14 protein-coding genes are annotated in these 16,718 nt (G+C 76.5%); 11 read left to right on the top strand and 3 right to left on the bottom strand.

Translation table 11 applies throughout. From position 1 onward, the window contains the following. Positions 1–34 precede the first annotated feature (34 nt). On the top strand, positions 35–1,033 hold the full coding sequence (locus ACFC0B_RS01395) for an aldo/keto reductase (RefSeq protein ID WP_376080507.1): 999 nt from the start codon (positions 35–37) through the stop codon (positions 1,031–1,033). Between the two features lie 33 nt (positions 1,034–1,066). On the opposite strand, the gene ACFC0B_RS01390 is transcribed toward ACFC0B_RS01395, so the two are convergent. Beyond that, the gene (locus ACFC0B_RS01390) at positions 1,067–1,888 is read right to left on the bottom strand and encodes a class I SAM-dependent methyltransferase (protein WP_376080505.1); all 822 of its coding nucleotides are present in this window, start codon (positions 1,886–1,888) and stop codon (positions 1,067–1,069) included. A gap of 397 nt (positions 1,889–2,285) precedes the next feature. Here ACFC0B_RS01390 and ddaH point away from each other — a divergent pair, with 397 nt between their 5' ends. The 3 genes from ddaH (at position 2,286) to ACFC0B_RS01375 (ending at position 5,917) form a co-directional block, all read left to right on the top strand. Continuing rightward, positions 2,286–3,104, top strand: coding sequence for a dimethylargininase (gene ddaH, locus ACFC0B_RS01385; protein ID WP_376080502.1), 819 nt, complete (start codon positions 2,286–2,288; stop codon positions 3,102–3,104). Positions 3,105–3,293: 189 nt separating this feature from the next. Beyond that, entirely contained in the window at positions 3,294–4,742 is a 1,449-nt protein-coding gene (locus tag ACFC0B_RS01380) for a hypothetical protein (protein WP_376080500.1), read from the top strand. Continuing rightward, entirely contained in the window at positions 4,739–5,917 is a 1,179-nt protein-coding gene (locus tag ACFC0B_RS01375) for a hypothetical protein (protein WP_376080497.1), read from the top strand. Before ACFC0B_RS01380 ends, ACFC0B_RS01375 begins: the two co-directional genes overlap by 4 nt. A gap of 9 nt (positions 5,918–5,926) precedes the next feature. Here the strand turns inward: ACFC0B_RS01375 and ACFC0B_RS01370 are convergent, their stop codons facing one another. Then, on the bottom strand, positions 5,927–7,210 hold the full coding sequence (locus ACFC0B_RS01370; RefSeq protein WP_376080495.1) for a YncE family protein: 1,284 nt from the start codon (positions 7,208–7,210) through the stop codon (positions 5,927–5,929). A gap of 275 nt (positions 7,211–7,485) precedes the next feature. Between ACFC0B_RS01370 and ACFC0B_RS01365 the strand changes: the two genes are divergently transcribed. From ACFC0B_RS01365 to ACFC0B_RS01350, 4 genes are all read left to right on the top strand, one after another. Then, the gene (locus ACFC0B_RS01365) at positions 7,486–8,193 is read left to right on the top strand and encodes a Tat pathway signal sequence domain protein (RefSeq protein WP_376080492.1); all 708 of its coding nucleotides are present in this window, start codon (positions 7,486–7,488) and stop codon (positions 8,191–8,193) included. A 194-nt stretch (positions 8,194–8,387) separates the two neighbouring features. Next, a complete protein-coding gene (locus ACFC0B_RS01360) occupies positions 8,388–9,671 on the top strand; it encodes a hypothetical protein (protein ID WP_376080490.1) in 1,284 nt (427 codons plus the stop codon). Between the two features lie 41 nt (positions 9,672–9,712). Continuing rightward, a complete protein-coding gene (locus tag ACFC0B_RS01355) occupies positions 9,713–10,954 on the top strand; it encodes an AAA family ATPase (protein ID WP_376080487.1) in 1,242 nt (413 codons plus the stop codon). Continuing rightward, positions 10,951–12,237, top strand: coding sequence for a VWA-like domain-containing protein (locus ACFC0B_RS01350; RefSeq protein WP_376080484.1), 1,287 nt, complete (start codon positions 10,951–10,953; stop codon positions 12,235–12,237). Before ACFC0B_RS01355 ends, ACFC0B_RS01350 begins: the two co-directional genes overlap by 4 nt. Positions 12,238–12,264: 27 nt before the next feature. Here ACFC0B_RS01350 and ACFC0B_RS01345 read toward each other — a convergent pair whose 3' ends face one another. Next, positions 12,265–12,798 (bottom strand): hypothetical protein, encoded by a 534-nt coding sequence (locus ACFC0B_RS01345; protein WP_376080482.1) that lies wholly within the window; start codon positions 12,796–12,798, stop codon positions 12,265–12,267. Between the two features lie 153 nt (positions 12,799–12,951). On the opposite strand from ACFC0B_RS01345, the gene ACFC0B_RS01340 reads away from it, so the two are divergent. From ACFC0B_RS01340 to ACFC0B_RS01330, 3 genes are all read left to right on the top strand, one after another. Beyond that, positions 12,952–14,313 (top strand): BTAD domain-containing putative transcriptional regulator, encoded by a 1,362-nt coding sequence (locus tag ACFC0B_RS01340; protein ID WP_376080480.1) that lies wholly within the window; start codon positions 12,952–12,954, stop codon positions 14,311–14,313. A gap of 143 nt (positions 14,314–14,456) precedes the next feature. Beyond that, positions 14,457–15,803, top strand: coding sequence for a M14 family metallopeptidase (locus ACFC0B_RS01335; RefSeq protein ID WP_376080477.1), 1,347 nt, complete (start codon positions 14,457–14,459; stop codon positions 15,801–15,803). Positions 15,804–16,059: 256 nt separating this feature from the next. Then, positions 16,060–16,515, top strand: a complete 456-nt coding sequence (locus ACFC0B_RS01330; protein WP_376080474.1) for a hypothetical protein — start codon at positions 16,060–16,062, stop codon at positions 16,513–16,515. The last annotated feature ends 203 nt before the right edge of the window (positions 16,516–16,718 follow it).

Here is a 16,718-nt window from a genome sequence, read left to right as displayed (position 1 = left end):
CCCCCAGCCGCCGAAGCCCTCGAAGGAGCCCGCCATGCCGACCGCCGCCGACACCGCCGCCGAAGCCGCCGAACCGTCGATCGCGCGGTTCGGGCTGGGCACCGCGGCCGTCGGCCGGCCCGGGTACATCACGCTCGGCCGCGACCTCGACCTGCCCGCCGAGCGCACCGTCGACGCCCTGCGCGAGCGCACCCACGCCCTGCTCGACGCCGCCTTCGCGGCCGGGGTGCGCTACTTCGACACCGCCCGCTCGTACGGCCGCGCGGAGGAGTTCCTCGGCGCCTGGCTCGCCGCCCGCCCGCAGGCGGCGCGGGAGGTGACGGTCGGCAGCAAGTGGGGCTACACCTACACCGCCGACTGGCGGACCTCCGGCGTGCCGGTGCACGAGGTCAAGGAGCACTCGCCGGCGGTGTTCGACCGCCAGGTGGCGGAGAGCCGGGCGCTGCTGGGCGGGCTGCCGGACCTCTACCTGGTGCACTCGGTCACGCCGGACAGCCCCGCGCTCACCGACCCCGTGCTGCACGCGCGGCTCGCCGCGCTGGCCGCCGAGGGCGTGCGGGTGGGCCTGTCGACCAGCGGCCCGGCGCAGGCGGCGGCGGTGCGCGCCGCTCTGGAGGTGGCGGTCGACGGCCGGCCGCTGTTCGCCGCCGTGCAGTCCACCTGGAACCTGCTGGAGCCCTCGGCCGGGCCCGCGCTCGCCGAGGCCAACGAGGCCGGGTGGCTGGTGGTGGTCAAGGAGGGCATGGCCAACGGCCGGCTCGCCGACCGCAACGCCACCGGCCCGGACACCGCCGCGCTGCGCGCCCTCGCGGCCCGCACCGGCGCGTCCTGCGACGCCCTCGCGCTCGCCGCCGTCGCCGCGCAGCCCTGGGCGGACGTGGTGCTCTCCGGCGCGGCCACCACCGGCCAGCTGGCCTCCAACCTGGAGGCCGTCGGGCTCGCCCTGGACGCCGCCGCACTGGCCGGCCTCGCGGCGCTCGCCGAGCCGGCCGAGGAGTACTGGCGCACCCGCTCCGCGCTGCCCTGGGCCTGACGGCACCCGCACCCGCGCCCGGCCGCCGCCCCGTCAGTGCGGGGCGCGGCGGACCGTCAGCATGTCCTGGGTGTGGCCGATGGCGTAGCCGCCGTCCGGCCGGGTGAAGTGGTCCTCGACGTAGGCGGTCAGCTCGGCCCGGTCGGGCAGCGGGTCCATGGCGGCCAGGTCGGCCACGTTGACCATGAACTCGGCGACGTCCACGGCCTCGTCCAGCCGGTCGGTCCGGTAGTGCAGGTCGAGGGCCTCCAGCCCGTACGCGAACTCCGGGGCGGACCCGTCCGCGTCCTGGGCCGCCAGCTGCTCGGCCAGCGGCGCGAGGTCGTAGCGCACGCCGGTGAAGTGCGCGGCCATCCGCATGCAGGGGCTCTCCGGGTTCTGGAGCACCACCAGCAGCGTCCCGCCGGGCGCCACCCAGCCCCGCACCCGGCGCACGGTGCGCAGCCACTCCTGCGGCGGCACGTAGTACAGCACGTGCGAGAGGTGGACCAGGTCCGCCGGTCCGGGGGGCTCGGCCGCCTCGACCGGCTCGGGCAGGACGAGCGCCCCGGGGCAGGCCAGGCGCAGCTTCTCGCGCATCGCCGCGCTCGGCTCGACGGCCACCGTGCGCTCGAAGTGCCGCGCCAGGTAGGCCGTGGTCCGGCCCTCGCCCGCGCCGACGTCCAGCAGCATCCGGCGGCGGCCCAGCCCGGCGACGACCTCGCCCAGGCGGGCGTGGGTGAGCGGCTTCTCGTCGGTGCCCGCGAGGAACAGCTCGAACGCCCGGCGGTAGTCCGGTCCGGAGACGTCCAGCACCCGGACCGGACCGGCTCCCGCCGCCCCCGCACCCGTTTCCGCTCCCGTTCCCGTCCCCATCCGGCGGCCTCCTCCTCGACGGCGTGTGCGGCCCGGCCAGTGCACCGCGGCGCGGCGCGGTGCCGGTGCAGGCACGTTCCTGCCCGCGTGTCGCGCGGCGGCCGGGGCGCCGCGCGACCCCCGCTGGACCGCCGCCGTCCGCCGGCCGTGCACACCGCGGCCACGTCCGCGATCGCCGCGCCCGCCACGCTCGGGGCTGCCGCCACACCCGGCGCGGGGGGGGGGCCCCCCCCCCCCGCCCCCCCCCCCCCCCCCCCCCCCCCCCCCCCCCCCCCCCCCCCCCCCCCCCCCCCCCCCGGGGGGGGGCGCCCCCCCCCCCGGGGGGGGCGGCCCCCCCCGCCCGCCCCCCGCCGCACCACCCCTCCGCACCACCCCGCCGGAAGGAAGACGACCGCCCGTGTCCCGTACCGCCCGCCCCCGCCACTACCTGATGTGCCGTCCGACCCACTTCACGGTCGACTACTCGATCAACCCGTGGATGGAGCCGGCGAAGCCGACCGACGCCGCCCGCGCCGTCGCCCAGTGGGAGCAGCTCCACGCGCTCTTCCGGGAGCTCGGGCACACCGTCGAGCTGATCGAGCCGCTCCCCGGCCTGCCCGACATGGTGTTCGCGGCCAACGGCGCCACCGTCGTCGACGGCACCGCCCTGGTGGCCCGGTTCCGGCACCGCGAGCGCGCCGAGGAGGCCCCCGCGTACCTGGAGTGGTTCCGGGCACGCGGCTACCGCACAGTGGAGCAGGCCGGGTTCACCAACGAGGGCGAGGGCGACTACCTGCTGGTCGGCGGGCGGATCCTGGCCGGGACGGGCTTTCGCACCGACCGCCGGGCGCACGCGGAGGCGCAGCGCGTGCTCGGGCGCCCGGTGGTCACCCTGGAACTGGTCGACCCGCGCTACTACCACCTGGACACCGCGCTCGCGGTGCTCGGCGACGACGAGATCATGTACTACCCGGCCGCGTTCTCGCCGGAGAGCCGCGACACGCTCGCCGCGCTGTACCCGGACGCCGTGCTCGCCTCGGACGAGGACGCCGCCGTCTTCGGGCTCAACGCCGTCTCCGACGGCCTGCGGGTGGTCCTGCCCGAGGCGGCGGTCGGGCTGGCGGCCCGGCTGCGCGCGCGGGGCTTCGAGCCGGTCGGGATCGACGTCACCGAACTGCTCAAGGCGGGTGGCAGCGTGAAGTGCTGCACCCTGGAGCTGCGCGGCGTCCCGGCCTGACCCGCCCTGCCCGGGGCCGCCGGGAAAAACCGGATGCGCTCCCCCGGCCGGCCGGTGTTAGGGTCGTGCGGCCGGCCGCGGGACTCCGGTGCGACTTCCGGAACGTGCCCTTACCGCAATGATTCGCAGTTCGTGCCCCCATTCCCCGGCCGGCCCCACGATCACGACACGGGCGAAGGGGCGGGGCGGGTGGAGACGTACGGGGACCTGGTCGCCGCCGAGGACGTGTTGCTGTTCGTCAACGCGGCGATCACCGGCACCGGCCAGCGCGAGTTCCACGGCGGGGCGGCCGAGCAGCAGCTCTCGCTGGACTTCCTGCACGCGTACATGTGCGTCAACTACCGGGGCCCGTACGCCGCCGCGCTCGCCCTCGACATCAACGACCACAACGCCGCCCTGATCGTCCGCCGCCTGCTGGAGACCTCCCGGGACGCCACCGCGGAGCAGCGGCGCACCGAGGGCCGGCTGATCGCCCGCCGGCTGGCGCTGCTGCCGCCGCAGCGGGTCTACCGGCTGATCGGCGAGCTGCGCCGCGCCAAGGTCAACAACCGCCGCACCCGCGCCATCCTGCGCGACTGGCTGGCCGCGCGCCCCGACCAGACCCTCGACGCCGTCAAGTACCGCGCCGGGCTCAAGCGGGCGCTGCGGCACGCCCACCTGCGGCCCGCCGAGGCGGAGACCGGCGACTTCCTGTACGCCCCGGGCCGCCGGCCCAAGTACCGGGCGCCGCTGCTGGACGCCTGGCGGCGCGCCCACCACCAGCAGGCCGCGGTCTTCGAACTCCCCTACACCGTCGCCGAGTCCTTCGCGCAGCGGCACGGCATCCCGCGGGCCGCCTTCCTGGAGCGGATCGCGCCCCGGCTGACCGCCCTGGAGCGGCTGCGCCTCCAGGAGTCGGCCCGCTCCCACGGGGCCGGCGCCGTCGCCGCGGACCTCGCGCGGATGCCGCTCACCCGGCTCGCCTCGTACGTGCTCGGCCTGCCGCCCGCCGACCGGATCGCCCGCCGCGCGGAGCTGACCGACGCCCTGCGTGCCTCGGCTCGCCGGGCCGCGCGCGCCGCCGGGGCGGCCGAGGGCGGCTGGGGCCGGGTCACGGCCGTGCTGGACGACAGCTGGTCGGCGTACGGCTCGGGCGTCAAGCGCCGCCGGCCGCTGGCTGCCGCGCTCGCCTGCCACTTCCTGCTGGAGGCGCTGGCCGGCGAGTACACCGCGCTGTGGACCTCCGGGCGCACCGACGCGCTGCTCGCCCGCCCGTCCGGCCCGACCCCGCTCGGGCGCCGGATCCTGGACGCCCTCGACACCGCGCCGCAGCGCCTGTTGATCGTCTCCGACGGCTGGGACAACGCCCCGCCGGGCCTGGCCGCCGAGGTGCTGCGGGTGTGGCGCACCCGGCTGGACCCGGAGCGCCGGACCAGCATCGTGCACCTCAACCCGGTCTACGACGCGGAGGGCTTCGACGTGCGCCGACTCGCCCCGACGGTGCCCACGGCCGGGCTGCGCGACGCCGAGGACCTGCCGGCGCTGGTCGAGTTCGCCCGCTTCGCCGAGGGCCGCACCGACCTCGCGGAGCTGACGGCGCACCTGGCCGCCCGCACCGCGCGCTTCCTGTCCGCCGCTCCGGAGGTGGCCGTCCGATGAGCTCCGCGCCGCCCGCCGCCCCGTCCGCCCTCCGCCTCGACCTCACCGGTCTGGACACCCGGCCCGCCCAGGTGTGGGGCGGTGTGCGCCTGGTCCCGCTGGTGCGCCCGGAGCCGATCGCCGACCTGCGGCTGCACCAGGAGCTGTACGAGGAGGAGTACGCCGCCGTCCCGGTCGGCCGCCGCGCCTCCTACCACTCCTACCTCCCGCACGGCTTCGTCGCCGACTGGACCGGCGACGGCACCCCGGCGGCCGCGTACGGCACCCGGCTGGACGCGGCCGACGCCGCCGCCACGCCGCCCGACCGCGTCCGGGTCCGGGTGCCGCGCCGGCTCGCCAAGCGCGAGGGGCGCACCCGGCTGCGCTTCCTGCCGCTGCACCTCGCCCTGGAGGGCTACCTCGCGCTGCACTTCGGCGGTCCGGCCGTCACCTGGGAGCAGTGGTCCGAGCGCGCCCTGCGGCACGGCCTGTCCCCGCGCGCCGAGGAGGCCTACGCCGGCGCGCGGGTGCGCGGCCTCGCCGACGCGCTGCGGGTGTTCGAACTCCACCCCGGCCAGTGCGGCCTGGTGGTGTACGTCGCCGACGCCCTCGCCGCCGCCTTCGTCGTCCCGCACCCCGACGACTACCGCGCCCTGCACCGCACCCTGCTGCTCGACCTCTACGGCGAGCTGATCCACCACTACGCCCTGCTGTCCGCCCCCGTGCCGGACTTCCGCGCCGACCTGCGCGCGGCCGGCCCGATCACCTCGACCGCCGACCTGCGCGCCGCCGTCGCCCAGCAGGAGCGCGCCTGGGCGGCCTTCCACGACGGCACCATGGCGGGCGGCCTGCTGGAACCCGCCTACCGGGCGCGCACGGTCCGCCGCCTCGGCCGCTTCACCCTCGCCCGCTTCCTGCCGGACTTCCGGCCCCGCGAGGAGAACCACATCGGCGAGGCGATCACCGACGAGCACGGCCGGGTCGCCTACCTCAAGACCTTCCGGCTCTCCGAACCCCAGGTCCGCCGCGGCTACCTGCTGGACCGCCTCGCCGCGCACGACTGGCACCTGCCCGCCACCGCGGCCGCCCTGAGCCTCACCGAGCCCCAGCTCGCCCTCCGTCTGGAGGGCGCGGGCTTCGGCGCACTGCTGCGCCAGGACGTCCTCGACCACTACCGCCGGGCGGCGCGCGGGTAGCACCCGGTCTCAGGAGGCGGAGGGGCCGGTCCAGGCGGCGGGGACGCGTCCGAGGCGGACCCGCTGCGGGTGGTCGCCGACGTCCACGGAGGAGGTGCGCAGCCCGGTGGCGAAGTCGATGGCGGTGACCCGGTCGGCGCCGCTCTCGGAGACGACGCAGGAGCGGCCGTCGCCGCTGACCGTCGCCCAGTAGGGCTTGGCGGCGGGCACCAGCGGGCCCTCCTGGAGGGTGGCCCGGTCGACGACGGTGGCGTAGTCGTCCATGGTGCCCGCGACGCAGAGCCGGTCGCCGGCCGGGCTCATGGCCAGGCCGTGGTGGCGGGAGTCGTTGACCCAGGTGGTGCGGTCCTCGTCGGTCGCGGGGTTCTTCGGCAGCGTCCTGACCCGGGTGATCCGGTCGGCGGCGACGTCGTACTCGACGAAGCCGTTGAAGAAGGAGACCTGGAAGTACAGCGTCGAGCCGTCCGGGGTGAAGGCGGCCGGGCGGACGGCGTCGGAGAGGTCGGAGCGGCCGAAGGCGTCGAGGCGCTCCCGCATGTCGATGATCCTGACCGTCCCGAAGGTGTCGGCGTCGGCGACGGTGATCCGGCGGTCGCCCTTCGTCCAGTCCAGCCAGGGGGCGTCGAGGGCGGTGGTGACCTCGCCGATCGACATGTTCCAGATCCGCCGGCCGCCGTCGGTGAAGAGGTTCTCGTGGGGCTTGTCGCCGGTCCCGAAGGAGCCGATCCGCCGGCCGGTGGCGATGTCGAGGACGTGCACCGTGTTCGCCGTGGAGGCGGAGACCGCGAGCCGGGTGCCGTCGGGCGAGACCGCCATGTGGTCGGAGCGGTAACCCGCCACCGGGAAGCGCCAGTTGATCCGGCCGGTGGCGAGGTCCAGGGAGACCACGTCGGCGAAGCTCGGCCGGGAGACGACCACGGCCGTGCCGTCCGGGGTGGTGTACATGTCGTCGACGAACTGGTCGTGGCCCTCGCCGGGGCCGAGCCGGACGCCGAGGAAGTAGCCGAGCTTGACGGGGTTGAGGTAGATCTCGGCGAGGCGCTGGTCCTTGTCGGGGATCACGTTGATCCGGCCGATCCGGGCGAGGTCGCCGCGGGAGGTGATGACGTCGGCGGTGCCGTCCCAGTTGTTGCCCACGAACATCACCTCCCGCAGGGCGGCGGCGGACCCCGGGGCGGGCGGGCCGGCGGCGGCCGCGGAGGCGGCGGGCAGGGCCAGGCCGAGCGCGGCCGCGACGGCGAGGAGGGTCCGCGGGCGGCTGCGGCGGGAGTGCCGGGGGCGGGGCGGGAACATCGCGACTCCTTGGCGCGTGCGCGGCCCACCAGGGCGCACGCGGTCCGGGACGGCGGACGGTCGACGTGGGCGCTACTCGACGGTAGGGAGCGTCCGGCGGCCTGGCAAGACCTCGGGCGGCTCCTGCTGACTAATTGTCAGCAACTGCCGCGCCACTCCTTGACGGTGTCCGGACACCGCTCTACAACGTAGTCAACTCCCCGGCGCCGGGCCCCACGTCCCCGGCGCTCCGGGACGTCCGCCCGCTCGCCCCCCACCGAGAACGAGGCACCCCCATGCGCCTGCACCCCTGCCTTGCCCTGGCCGCGGCCGCCGCCACCCTGGCCGTCGGCGCCCTCCCGGCCGCCGCCGCTCCCGTCGCGGGCCCGACCACCGCGGGCCCGACCACCGCCGGACCGACCGCCGCCGGACCCGTGCTGACCGCCGGCGGATCGGCCGTCGGCGTCGGCGACGTGCTGCTCGCACCACTCGCCGCGGGCACCCGCGCCACCTTCTCCTCGGACACCACCGGCTCGACCGGGGTCTTCTGCGGCACCTCGCCGCTGACCGCCAAGGTCCTGAGCAACCCCGCAGCGCCGGGCACCGCCACCGCGTCCCTGACCGGCCTGACCTTCGGCTCCTGTACGGCCAACGTCACCGGCGTCACCTCGGTCAAGAGCCTCACGGTCGGCAACCTCGCGTACAACGTCACGGTCGCCGACTCCGCCGGCCTGCCGGTCACCCTCAGCGCCGGGCCGGCCGGACCGATCCAGGCCTCGGCCGTGCTGAACAGTTGGTTCGGCACCCTCACCTGCACCTACCAGCTCAGCGGCGCCTTCACCGGCACCGCCGACAACACCGCGCACGCCCTGGTCTTCCGCAACGCGCACTTCGTCAAGAGCGGCGGATCGGCCCTCTGCCCCGGCGAGGGCTACTTCTCCGCCACCTACGGCCCGATGACCGACTCCACCCAGCCCGGCGGCCCGGCGGTCTCCGTGAACTGACCGGCCCGGCGGCGGCCCGCGCCAGCCCGTGAGCGGTGCGCCCCCGCCCACCGCTCGCGGGCCGAACGGGCCGTCGCCGGACGTGCGGCGCGAAAAGGTGTGGCGCCGGGATCCCCGTGGCGGCTACGCTCGCGCCCGATGATGATTCCTTCTCTTCACGAAGTGGGGGTCCCGTCCGCGCAAGGTGAGTGCTGATGTCCACGCACTCCGCGCACGGGGATTCCCGGCTCTCCTTCTGGCTGCACGTGCGCGAGTTCGCCGTGCCGGCCTCGGTCATCGAGACGACGACGGCCCGGCGGCTCGCCGGGGACTGGGCGGGGGCCTGCGCCGCCGCCGGAGTCGAGGTCGACCTCGATCTGCGCACCGCCGCACGCCGGCACGGGCGCGAACTCGCCGCCCGGATCCGGAGCGACCTCCGCGGACTGGCACCGGACCTGCTGCGCTGGCACCTGCCGCGGATCGCACCCGACGGACTGCTGCGGCCCGGCCTGACCGTTCCGCTCGCCCGGTACGGCGACGTGCACCTGGTGGTGCGGACACCGCCCGCCTGGGCGAGCGGCGGACAGCGGTTCGGGCTCGCGCTCCACGACGCCACCGCCGGCCGGGCGGACGCCCACCCGCACCCTCGCCCCAGCCGACGGTTCCGGCTCGACCTCCACCGGCACCTGTGGGACGCCCGCCGCAGCGGCGAGTTGGCCCTCCGTCTCGGCGGCCCCGAGCGGTGGGCGGCCGAGGCGCGGATCCTGCTCCGCGCCGACGGGCACCCCGAGGAGGCCGGCACCGTGCGCGTCCGGCTCGGGGCACGGCGGCAGGTGATCGTGGCGGCGGGCACCGGCGGGCCCACCGCGCGGGACGCGCCGCCGGCGCCCCCGCCGATGCCGCTGCTGCCGGACCCAGCGGTCCGGGTGCCGCCCGACCTGGAGCTGCTCCGGGCCGGGCTGATCGGGCCCGGGCGCCTGCACCCGCTGGTGGCCGAGGCGCTGGCCCCGGGCCACCCGCCGACCGGCGGCGGGCCCGAACCCGGCCCCGGCCCGGCCCCCGGTGGACCGCGCCTCGTCGAGTGCCGCGGCGACCGGCACCGGATCGGCCTGGTCGACGGCGTGCTGACGGCTCTGGACCACACCCCCGCGGAGATCCGCCGCGAGGAGCTGCTGATGGCCCTCACCGGCACCCCGCTCCCCTGTCTGCAGGCCGTCGACGACGCGCACCGCCGCCCGGAGAACCTCGCCGACGTCCGCGCACGCCTGCGGCACGGCGACGCCGCCGGCGCGCTGGCCGTCGTCGAGGAACTGCTCGGCCCGGACGCCCTGCTGCGCGCCGGGGCGCTGCGGGACGAGCTCGCGGCGGCCGCCGAACGGCGGATCGCCTACGGGCTGTTCCGCGCCGGTCTCGCCGGCCGCTCCCCGCTCCGGGCTCACCCGGCCGGGCCGCGTCCGCAGGAGCGCCGTTCCCGCCCGCGTCGCGCGAAGCGCCGCTGACGCCACCATTCCCTCCCCTCGTCACGAAAGGCCCCTCACGCATGCCCGCTGTCCCCCTTCTGTCCCAACTCGACATCGCCCACGACCTGTTGGAGCTGCTGAACGACACCACCACCGAACCGCGCCCCGACGACCGGCTGGCCGCCCTGACCCTCGCCGTGGCGGCCGACCTGCCGGTGCTGCTGTGGGGCGAGCCGGGGATCGGCAAGACCGCCGCGCTCACCCGGCTCGCCGAGACGCTGGAGCTGCCGCTCACCACCGTCATCGCGAGCGTCCACGAGCCGTCCGACTTCGCGGGACTGCCCGTCCTCGGCGCCGACCCGGCGGTGCAGGGCGTCCCGATGGCCCCGCCGGACTGGGCGGTCCGGCTGGTCCGGGCCGGCCGGGGCCTGCTGTTCCTGGACGAACTGTCCACCGCGCCGCCCGCCGTGCAGGCCGCACTGCTGCGGCTGGTCCTCGAACGGCGCATCGGCGCGCTGCAACTCCCGCCCGGTGTGCGGATCGTGGCCGCCGCCAACCCGCGCTCCTCGGCCGCCGACGGCTGGGAACTGAGCCCTCCGCTGGCCAACCGGTTCGTCCACCTCCCGTGGGAGCACGACCACGAGGTGGTGGTCCGCGGCCTGGGCGGCACCTGGCCGCGCGCCGTCCTGCCGGAGCTCGACCCGGCGCGGCTGCCGGAGGCGGTGGCTCTCGCCCGCCGCGCGGTCTGCGAACTCCTCGCCGTCCGACCGCCGCTGGTCCACCGGCTGCCGGAGAGCGAGGCCCGCCGCGGCGGCGCCTGGCCCTCGCCCCGGAGCTGGGAGATGACGGTGCGGCTGATCGCCTTCGCGACCGCCGCCGGGTCCCCGCGCGAGGTGCTGGCCCTGCTGGTCCGGGGCACCGTCGGGGACGGTCCCGGCCTGGAACTGCTCGCGGCGATGGACCGGATGGACCTGCCCGACCCGGAGACGCTGCTCGCCGATCCGGCCGCGGCCGTCCTGCCCGAGCGCGGGGACCTCCGGCAGGCCGCGCTGGAGGGCGTGGTGGACGCGGTGCGCCGCCGTCCGGACCGGTCGCGCTGGGACGCGGCGTGGGAGCTGCTGGCGCGGGCGCTGGAGAGCGGGCCGCCGGACGTCGTGGTGGTCCCGGCCACCACGCTCGCCTCGCTCCGGCGCGAGGACTGGGAGGTGCCGGCGGCCATCGAGCGCCTCGGCGGGGTGGTCGCGCTGTCCCGGCGGGCGGACCGCTCGGTGGCGCGGGTCGCGGGGGCCGGCGCCCCGGCCGGCCACGGGGTCCGGCGGTGACCGCCCCGCCGACGGCCGCCCCGCCGACGCCCGCCCGGCCGGACACCGGCACGCCGGGCAGCGGCACACTGGACACCGGCAAGCTGTACGCCGCCCGGCTGCACGCCGTCCGGGTCCGCCCGTACCTGGCGACGGCGCTGTTCGCGCTGCACGTCGTCGAGTCCCGGGACGTCCCGACCATGGCCGTGGACCGGCACTGGCGCTGCTACGCCTCCCCCGCCTTCGTCGCGCGCACGCCCGTCGAGGAGCTGGCCGGCGTCTGGGTGCACGAGGTGTCCCACCTGCTGCGCGACCACCACGGGCGGGGGGACCGGCTCGCCCGGGTGCGCGGGCTCTCCGGCCCGGCGGACCGGCTGCGGATGAACATCGCCGCGGACTGCGAGATCAACGACGACGTGTTCGGCGACGGGCTCGTCCGGCCGGAGGGCGCCGTCACCCCCGAGTGCCTGGACCTGCCGCCGGGCGAGCTGATGGAGGACTACCTGCGGATGTTCCGGCTCGGACCGCTGACCCAGGACTTCGCCTGGCTGGACTGCGGCAGCGGCGCCGACGGCCTGGGGCGCGCCTGGGAGCTGGGACCGGACGGCGCGCACGGGCTCAGCGCCCAGCAGCGGGACGCGGTGCGCTTCCGGGTGGCGCAGGCCATCAGCGGCAGCCCGGGCGACGCCCCGGCGGGGTGGCGGCGGTGGGCCGAGGAGGCGTTCCATCCGCCGCAGCCGTGGCGGGAGCTGCTGGGGGCCGCGGTGCGCTCGGCGGTGTCCGGCGCGGGCGCCGGCGAGGACTACGCGTACGGCCGCCCGGCCCGCCGGTCCGCCGCGCTGCCGGGGGCGGTGCTGCCGTCGCTGCGGCGGCGGCCGCCCCGGGTGGGCGTCGTCGTCGACACCTCCGGCTCGGTCAGCGACGCCGAGTTGGGCACCGCGCTGCTGGAGGTCGCGGCGATCTGCCGGGCCGTGGGGGGCCGCCGCGACCTGGTCACCGTGGTGTCCTGCGACGCGGCCGCGCAGGCGGCGCAGCGGGTCTGCGCGGCCGCGGAGATCCCGCTGGTGGGCGGCGGCGGGACGGATCTGCGGGAGGGCTTCGCCGCGGCGCTGCGGGCGTGGCCGCGGCCGGACGTCGTCGTGGTGCTGACGGACGGCCAGACGCCGTGGCCGGCGGCCCGGCCGTCGTGCCGGACGGTGGTGGGCCTGTTCGGGCGGTCCACCGGGTGGCGGGAGGACGGCTCCGGGTACCGGAGGCCGGAGCCGCCCGCCTGGGCGCGGGTGGTGGCGCTCGGGCGCGGGTGACGGCCCCGGGCCGGGCCGGACGGCGGGTCAGGCGACCTTGGCGCAGAGGGGTTCGGCGGAGCCGTGGGCGATGGTGAGGGTGCGGTAGCCGGTGGCGCTGATGTCGACGGTGTAGACGCCGTCCACGGTGTAGAGGTCGCGGGGCAGGGTGCCCGCGCCGGCGCCGAAGCCGAGCAGGATCGGGCCGTTGGCGCGCCAGGTCTGGGAGCCGTCGGGGCGGTACTCGACGTGCGAGCGGCCGCCGGCGTCGGCGTCGTGGTGGGCGCCGGTGAGGGTGTTGGTGAGCCGCATGACGAGGGCGCCCCGGTAGGCGACGCGGCGCACGGTGCCGTCGGGGTCGGCGGCCAGCACGTGCCGCTCGACGCGGTCGACGACGGGTTCGAGGTGCACCGGGAAGTCGCAGCGGGAGCCGGCCGGCAGGTCGAAGGACGGCGAGGGCCAGGGCTCCCAGCCGCCGCGTCCGGCGGCGCCGGCCGCCGGGGCGGCGGCCAGACCCGTGGCGAGGGCGGCGAGGACGGTGGTGGCGGCGGTGGTCGCGAGGCGGAGCGGGCTGCGGCGCATGGTCGGTCTCCTGACGGGGCGCGGACTGTTCGGCCGCCAGCCTGGCAGCGGCCGCTCACCGGATTCTCACCACCACCCGGCCGGATCCGGACGGGTGGGGCATCTCGGCCGGACGGGGACCACCGCGGGGCGGGCACCGTAGGGTGGCCCGCCATGGAGTTCCGACTGCTCGGCCCCTTCGAGGCCGACCACCTCGGCGAGCCCGTCCTGGCCGGTACCCGGCGCCAGGAGCGCTGCCTGCTGGCCGTCCTGCTGCTGGAGGACGGCCGGGCGGTCGCCACCGAGCGCCTGATCGACCTGCTCTGGCACGGCAGCCCGCCCGCCTCGGCGCGCGGCACCGTGCACACGTACGTCGGACGGCTGCGCGCCCGGCTGCGCCCGCACGGCGTGCTGCTCGCCACCCGGCACGACGGGTACGCGATCGTGCCCGGCCCGCACGGCCTCGACGTCCGGGAGTTCCTGGACCTCACGGCCCGCGCGTCGGCGACCGGCGACCCGGCCGAGCGGCTGCGCTGCCACGACCGGGCGCTCAGCCTCTGGCGCGGGCCGCTGCTCGCCGACGTGGCCGACGACGCGCTGCGCGGACGGCTCGGCGGGCGGCTGCTCCAGCTGCGGCTGTCGGCCCTGGAGCAGCGGGCGGAGCTCCTGCTGGCGATGGGGCGGCACGACCGCCTGCTCGCCGGTCTTCCGCTCCCCGAAGAGGAGTTGACCGGCCTGCCGCCGCGCGAGCGGCTGGTGCGCGCCGAGATGACCGCGTTGTACCGGGCGGGCCGGCAGGGCGAGGCGCTCGCCCTCTACCGGCACACCCGCCGGACGCTGGTGGAGACGCTGGGCGTGGAACCGGGCGCGGAGCTGACGGCGCTGCACGAGCGGATCCTGCGCGCCGACCCCCGGCTGGACCGGCCCCCGGCGCCGCTGTACGCGGTGCGGGTGGGTGAGGAGTGGCTGCCGTGGAGCGCGGGCGGGCACCCGGCGCTGGAGTTCTGCAACACCTTCGCCGGCTGGGGCGTCCCGGCCCCGCCGCCCGGATCGGACTGGCTGCGCCACTACTCGACGCTCGCGGTGTGGGCCGGGCACCAGGACCTCGCGGCGCCGCCGCTGGTCGAGGCGCTGCTCCGGCAGGCCGAGCGGTGCCCGGACGAGGCGGCGGCCGTCCTGGCCGAGGCCCGCGCGTTCCGCTCCGCGCTGTACGCGTGCCTGACCGACCCGCAGGACGGGGCGGCCTTCGGGGAGGTCGCCGCCGTGGTCCAACTGGCGACCCGGGCCGCGGTGTTCAGCCGGGGCGAGGACGGTCTGGCGCAGTGGCGGCTGCCGCCGTCGGCCGGGTTGCGGCTGCCGCTGTACGCGGCCGCCCGGGCCGCCGCCGAACTCCTCGCCGACCCGCGCCGGTTGACCGTCCAGCGCTGCCCGAGCGCGGACTGCGGCTGGCTGTTCCTGGACGCGGGCGGGCGGCGGCGCTGGTGCAGTCTGGCGACCTGCGGAGCGGCCGCGGACCGGGGCACACCGACCCCCTGACCCGGCACCCGGCCGAGTCGCCCAGCCGCTATTCCACCCCAACTCCTTGACGATTGCATGACATTGACGGACCATCAAGCTCGCGGCGCCGCACCCGCCTCCTCCACCGTTCCGTCCCTACGGACCCCCACAGGAGGACAGTCATGCGACTGCCCCGCCGAGGGAAGCCCGCCACGGCCACCGCCGTCCTGCTGGCCCTCGCCCTCGCCGTCCCGCTCACCACCCAGGCCACGGCCCAGCCGGCCCCCGCCTCCGCCGCCGGTTCCGACACCGCCCGGCAGTACCGCCTCGACGGCCCCCGGACCGTCGCCGAGCGCACCGGGATCGCCGCCACCGGCGCCTCCGTGGACGCCGTCCGGCCCGACTCGCTCACCGTCACCGCCACCCCCGCCGAGGCCGCCCGGCTGCGCGCGCTCGGCTGGTCGCCCGTCCCGCTGCCCGGTCCCCGGTACGGCGCCGAGCCGGGCCTGGAGGGCGTCGGCGCGGCGCTCTACGACTTCCCGTCCGCCGACTCCGGCTACCACAACTACGCGGAGGCCGCGGCCGACATCGACGCCGTGGTCGCCGCCCACCCCGACATCATGAGCAAGCGGGTCATCGGCACCTCCTACGAGGGCCGGCCGATCGTCGCCGTCAAGATCAGCGACAACGTCGGCACCGACGAGAACGAGCCCGAGGTGCTGTTCACCGCCCACCAGCACGCCCGGGAGCACCTCACCGTCGAGATGTCGCTCTACCTGCTGCACGAGTTCGGCGACAAGTACGCCACCGACAGCCGGATCGCGAACGCCGTCAACAGCCGGGAGATCTGGGTGGTCCCGGACCTCAACCCGGACGGCGGCGAGTACGACATCGCGACCGGCCGCTACCGCAGCTGGCGCAAGGACCGCCAGCCGAACCCGGGCAGCAGCTACACCGGTACCGACCTCAACCGCAACTGGGACTACAAGTTCGGCTGCTGCGGCGGCTCCTCCGGCTCCACCTCCAGCGAGACCTACCGGGGCACCGGGCCGGAGTCCGCCAAGGAGACCAAGGTGGTCGCCGACTTCGTGCGCAGCCGGGTGGTCGGCGGCAAGCAGCAGATCACCGCGGCCATCGACTTCCACACCTACAGCGAGCTGGTGCTCTGGCCGTTCGGCTGGACCACCGCCAACACCACCACCGGCATGACCGCCGACGAGTACAACACCTTCGCCACCCTCGGCCGGTCCATGGCCGCCACCAACAACTACACGCCCGAGCAGTCCAGCGACCTCTACATCACGGACGGGTCGATCGACGACTGGCTGTGGGGCGCCCAGCGAGTCTTCGCCTACACCTTCGAGATGTACCCCGGGCCGAACGGCGCGAGCGGCTTCTACCCGCCCGACGAGGTGATCGGGCGGGAGACCAGCCGCAACCGCGAGGCCGTGCTGCGGCTGGTGGAGACGGCCGACTGCGTCTACCGCGCGATCGGCAAGCAGCAGCAGTACTGCGGCATCGCCACCTGACCTTCCCGGCAACCCTGTTCGGCGACATCGCGGCGGCCCGTCCGGATTCCTCGGATCCGGACGGGCCGCTCCGCCGTTGCGGGAAACGGAACATGACGCCTCGTTCAAGCCAACGGACGGTTGCCCTCCGGTCATTCGGGCCGGCGGACGGACCGGACCGCCGTTCGGGTGGCACCATTCCCTCAAGAACGATGTGACATGTCACAGCGTGTCCGGCATCCCACCGCACCCGCTGCCACAGAGAGGGAACCCACCCATGCACCGTCGTCGCACCGCCGCCACCCTGGCCGGCACCGCGGTCCTCGCCGCGCTGGCCGCCACCGCCGCCCCGTCCGCCGTCGCCGCCACCAACGGTCCGGCGGGCCCGCCCGGACCGTTCACCACCTGCGGGACCCCGGGTGCGCCCGGCCTGCTGCAGACCCGGGCCTGTATCGACGTCAACGGCCTCCAGGTCCACCTCTACGGGCACGCCTACTCGACCAACCCGGCCTGGGTCCCGCAGACCGTCGGCTTCAAGATCTCCGGCACCGCTCCCGGCCTGCCCCCGGGCCCGCCCCTCTACACCAGCGCCCTGGTGCCCTCCGGCGGCACCTACGTCGGCGGGATCACCACCACCGCGACCTGCGGCAGCACGGTGACCGCCAACTTCAGCGTGGACAACGGCGGTTGGCCGCCCTCGCCGGCGACGGTCTCGGTCGTCATCCCCTGCTGATCCCGCTTCCGGCCCCACCCGCGCGGCCCGACCCGTCCACCGGGCCGGGCCGCGCCCTCCAGCGCTGCAACGGTGCTTACCGTGATGTTCGCCAGGTTCGCTCGTTGGGCGATTCCACCGTCCGCGAAGCCACCTCCACCCAAGATCAAACCTGACAGTTATTCGGCTCCTCCAGCGGGTGGGCGGCCTTGCCGGGTTCGAGC

It is taken from the genome of Kitasatospora sp. NPDC056184, from assembly GCF_042268405.1.
GTDB lineage: Bacteria > Actinomycetota > Actinomycetes > Streptomycetales > Streptomycetaceae > Kitasatospora.
Note: the sequence above shows the minus strand (reverse complement) of the source record. Positions and strands in the feature narration are given on the sequence as shown.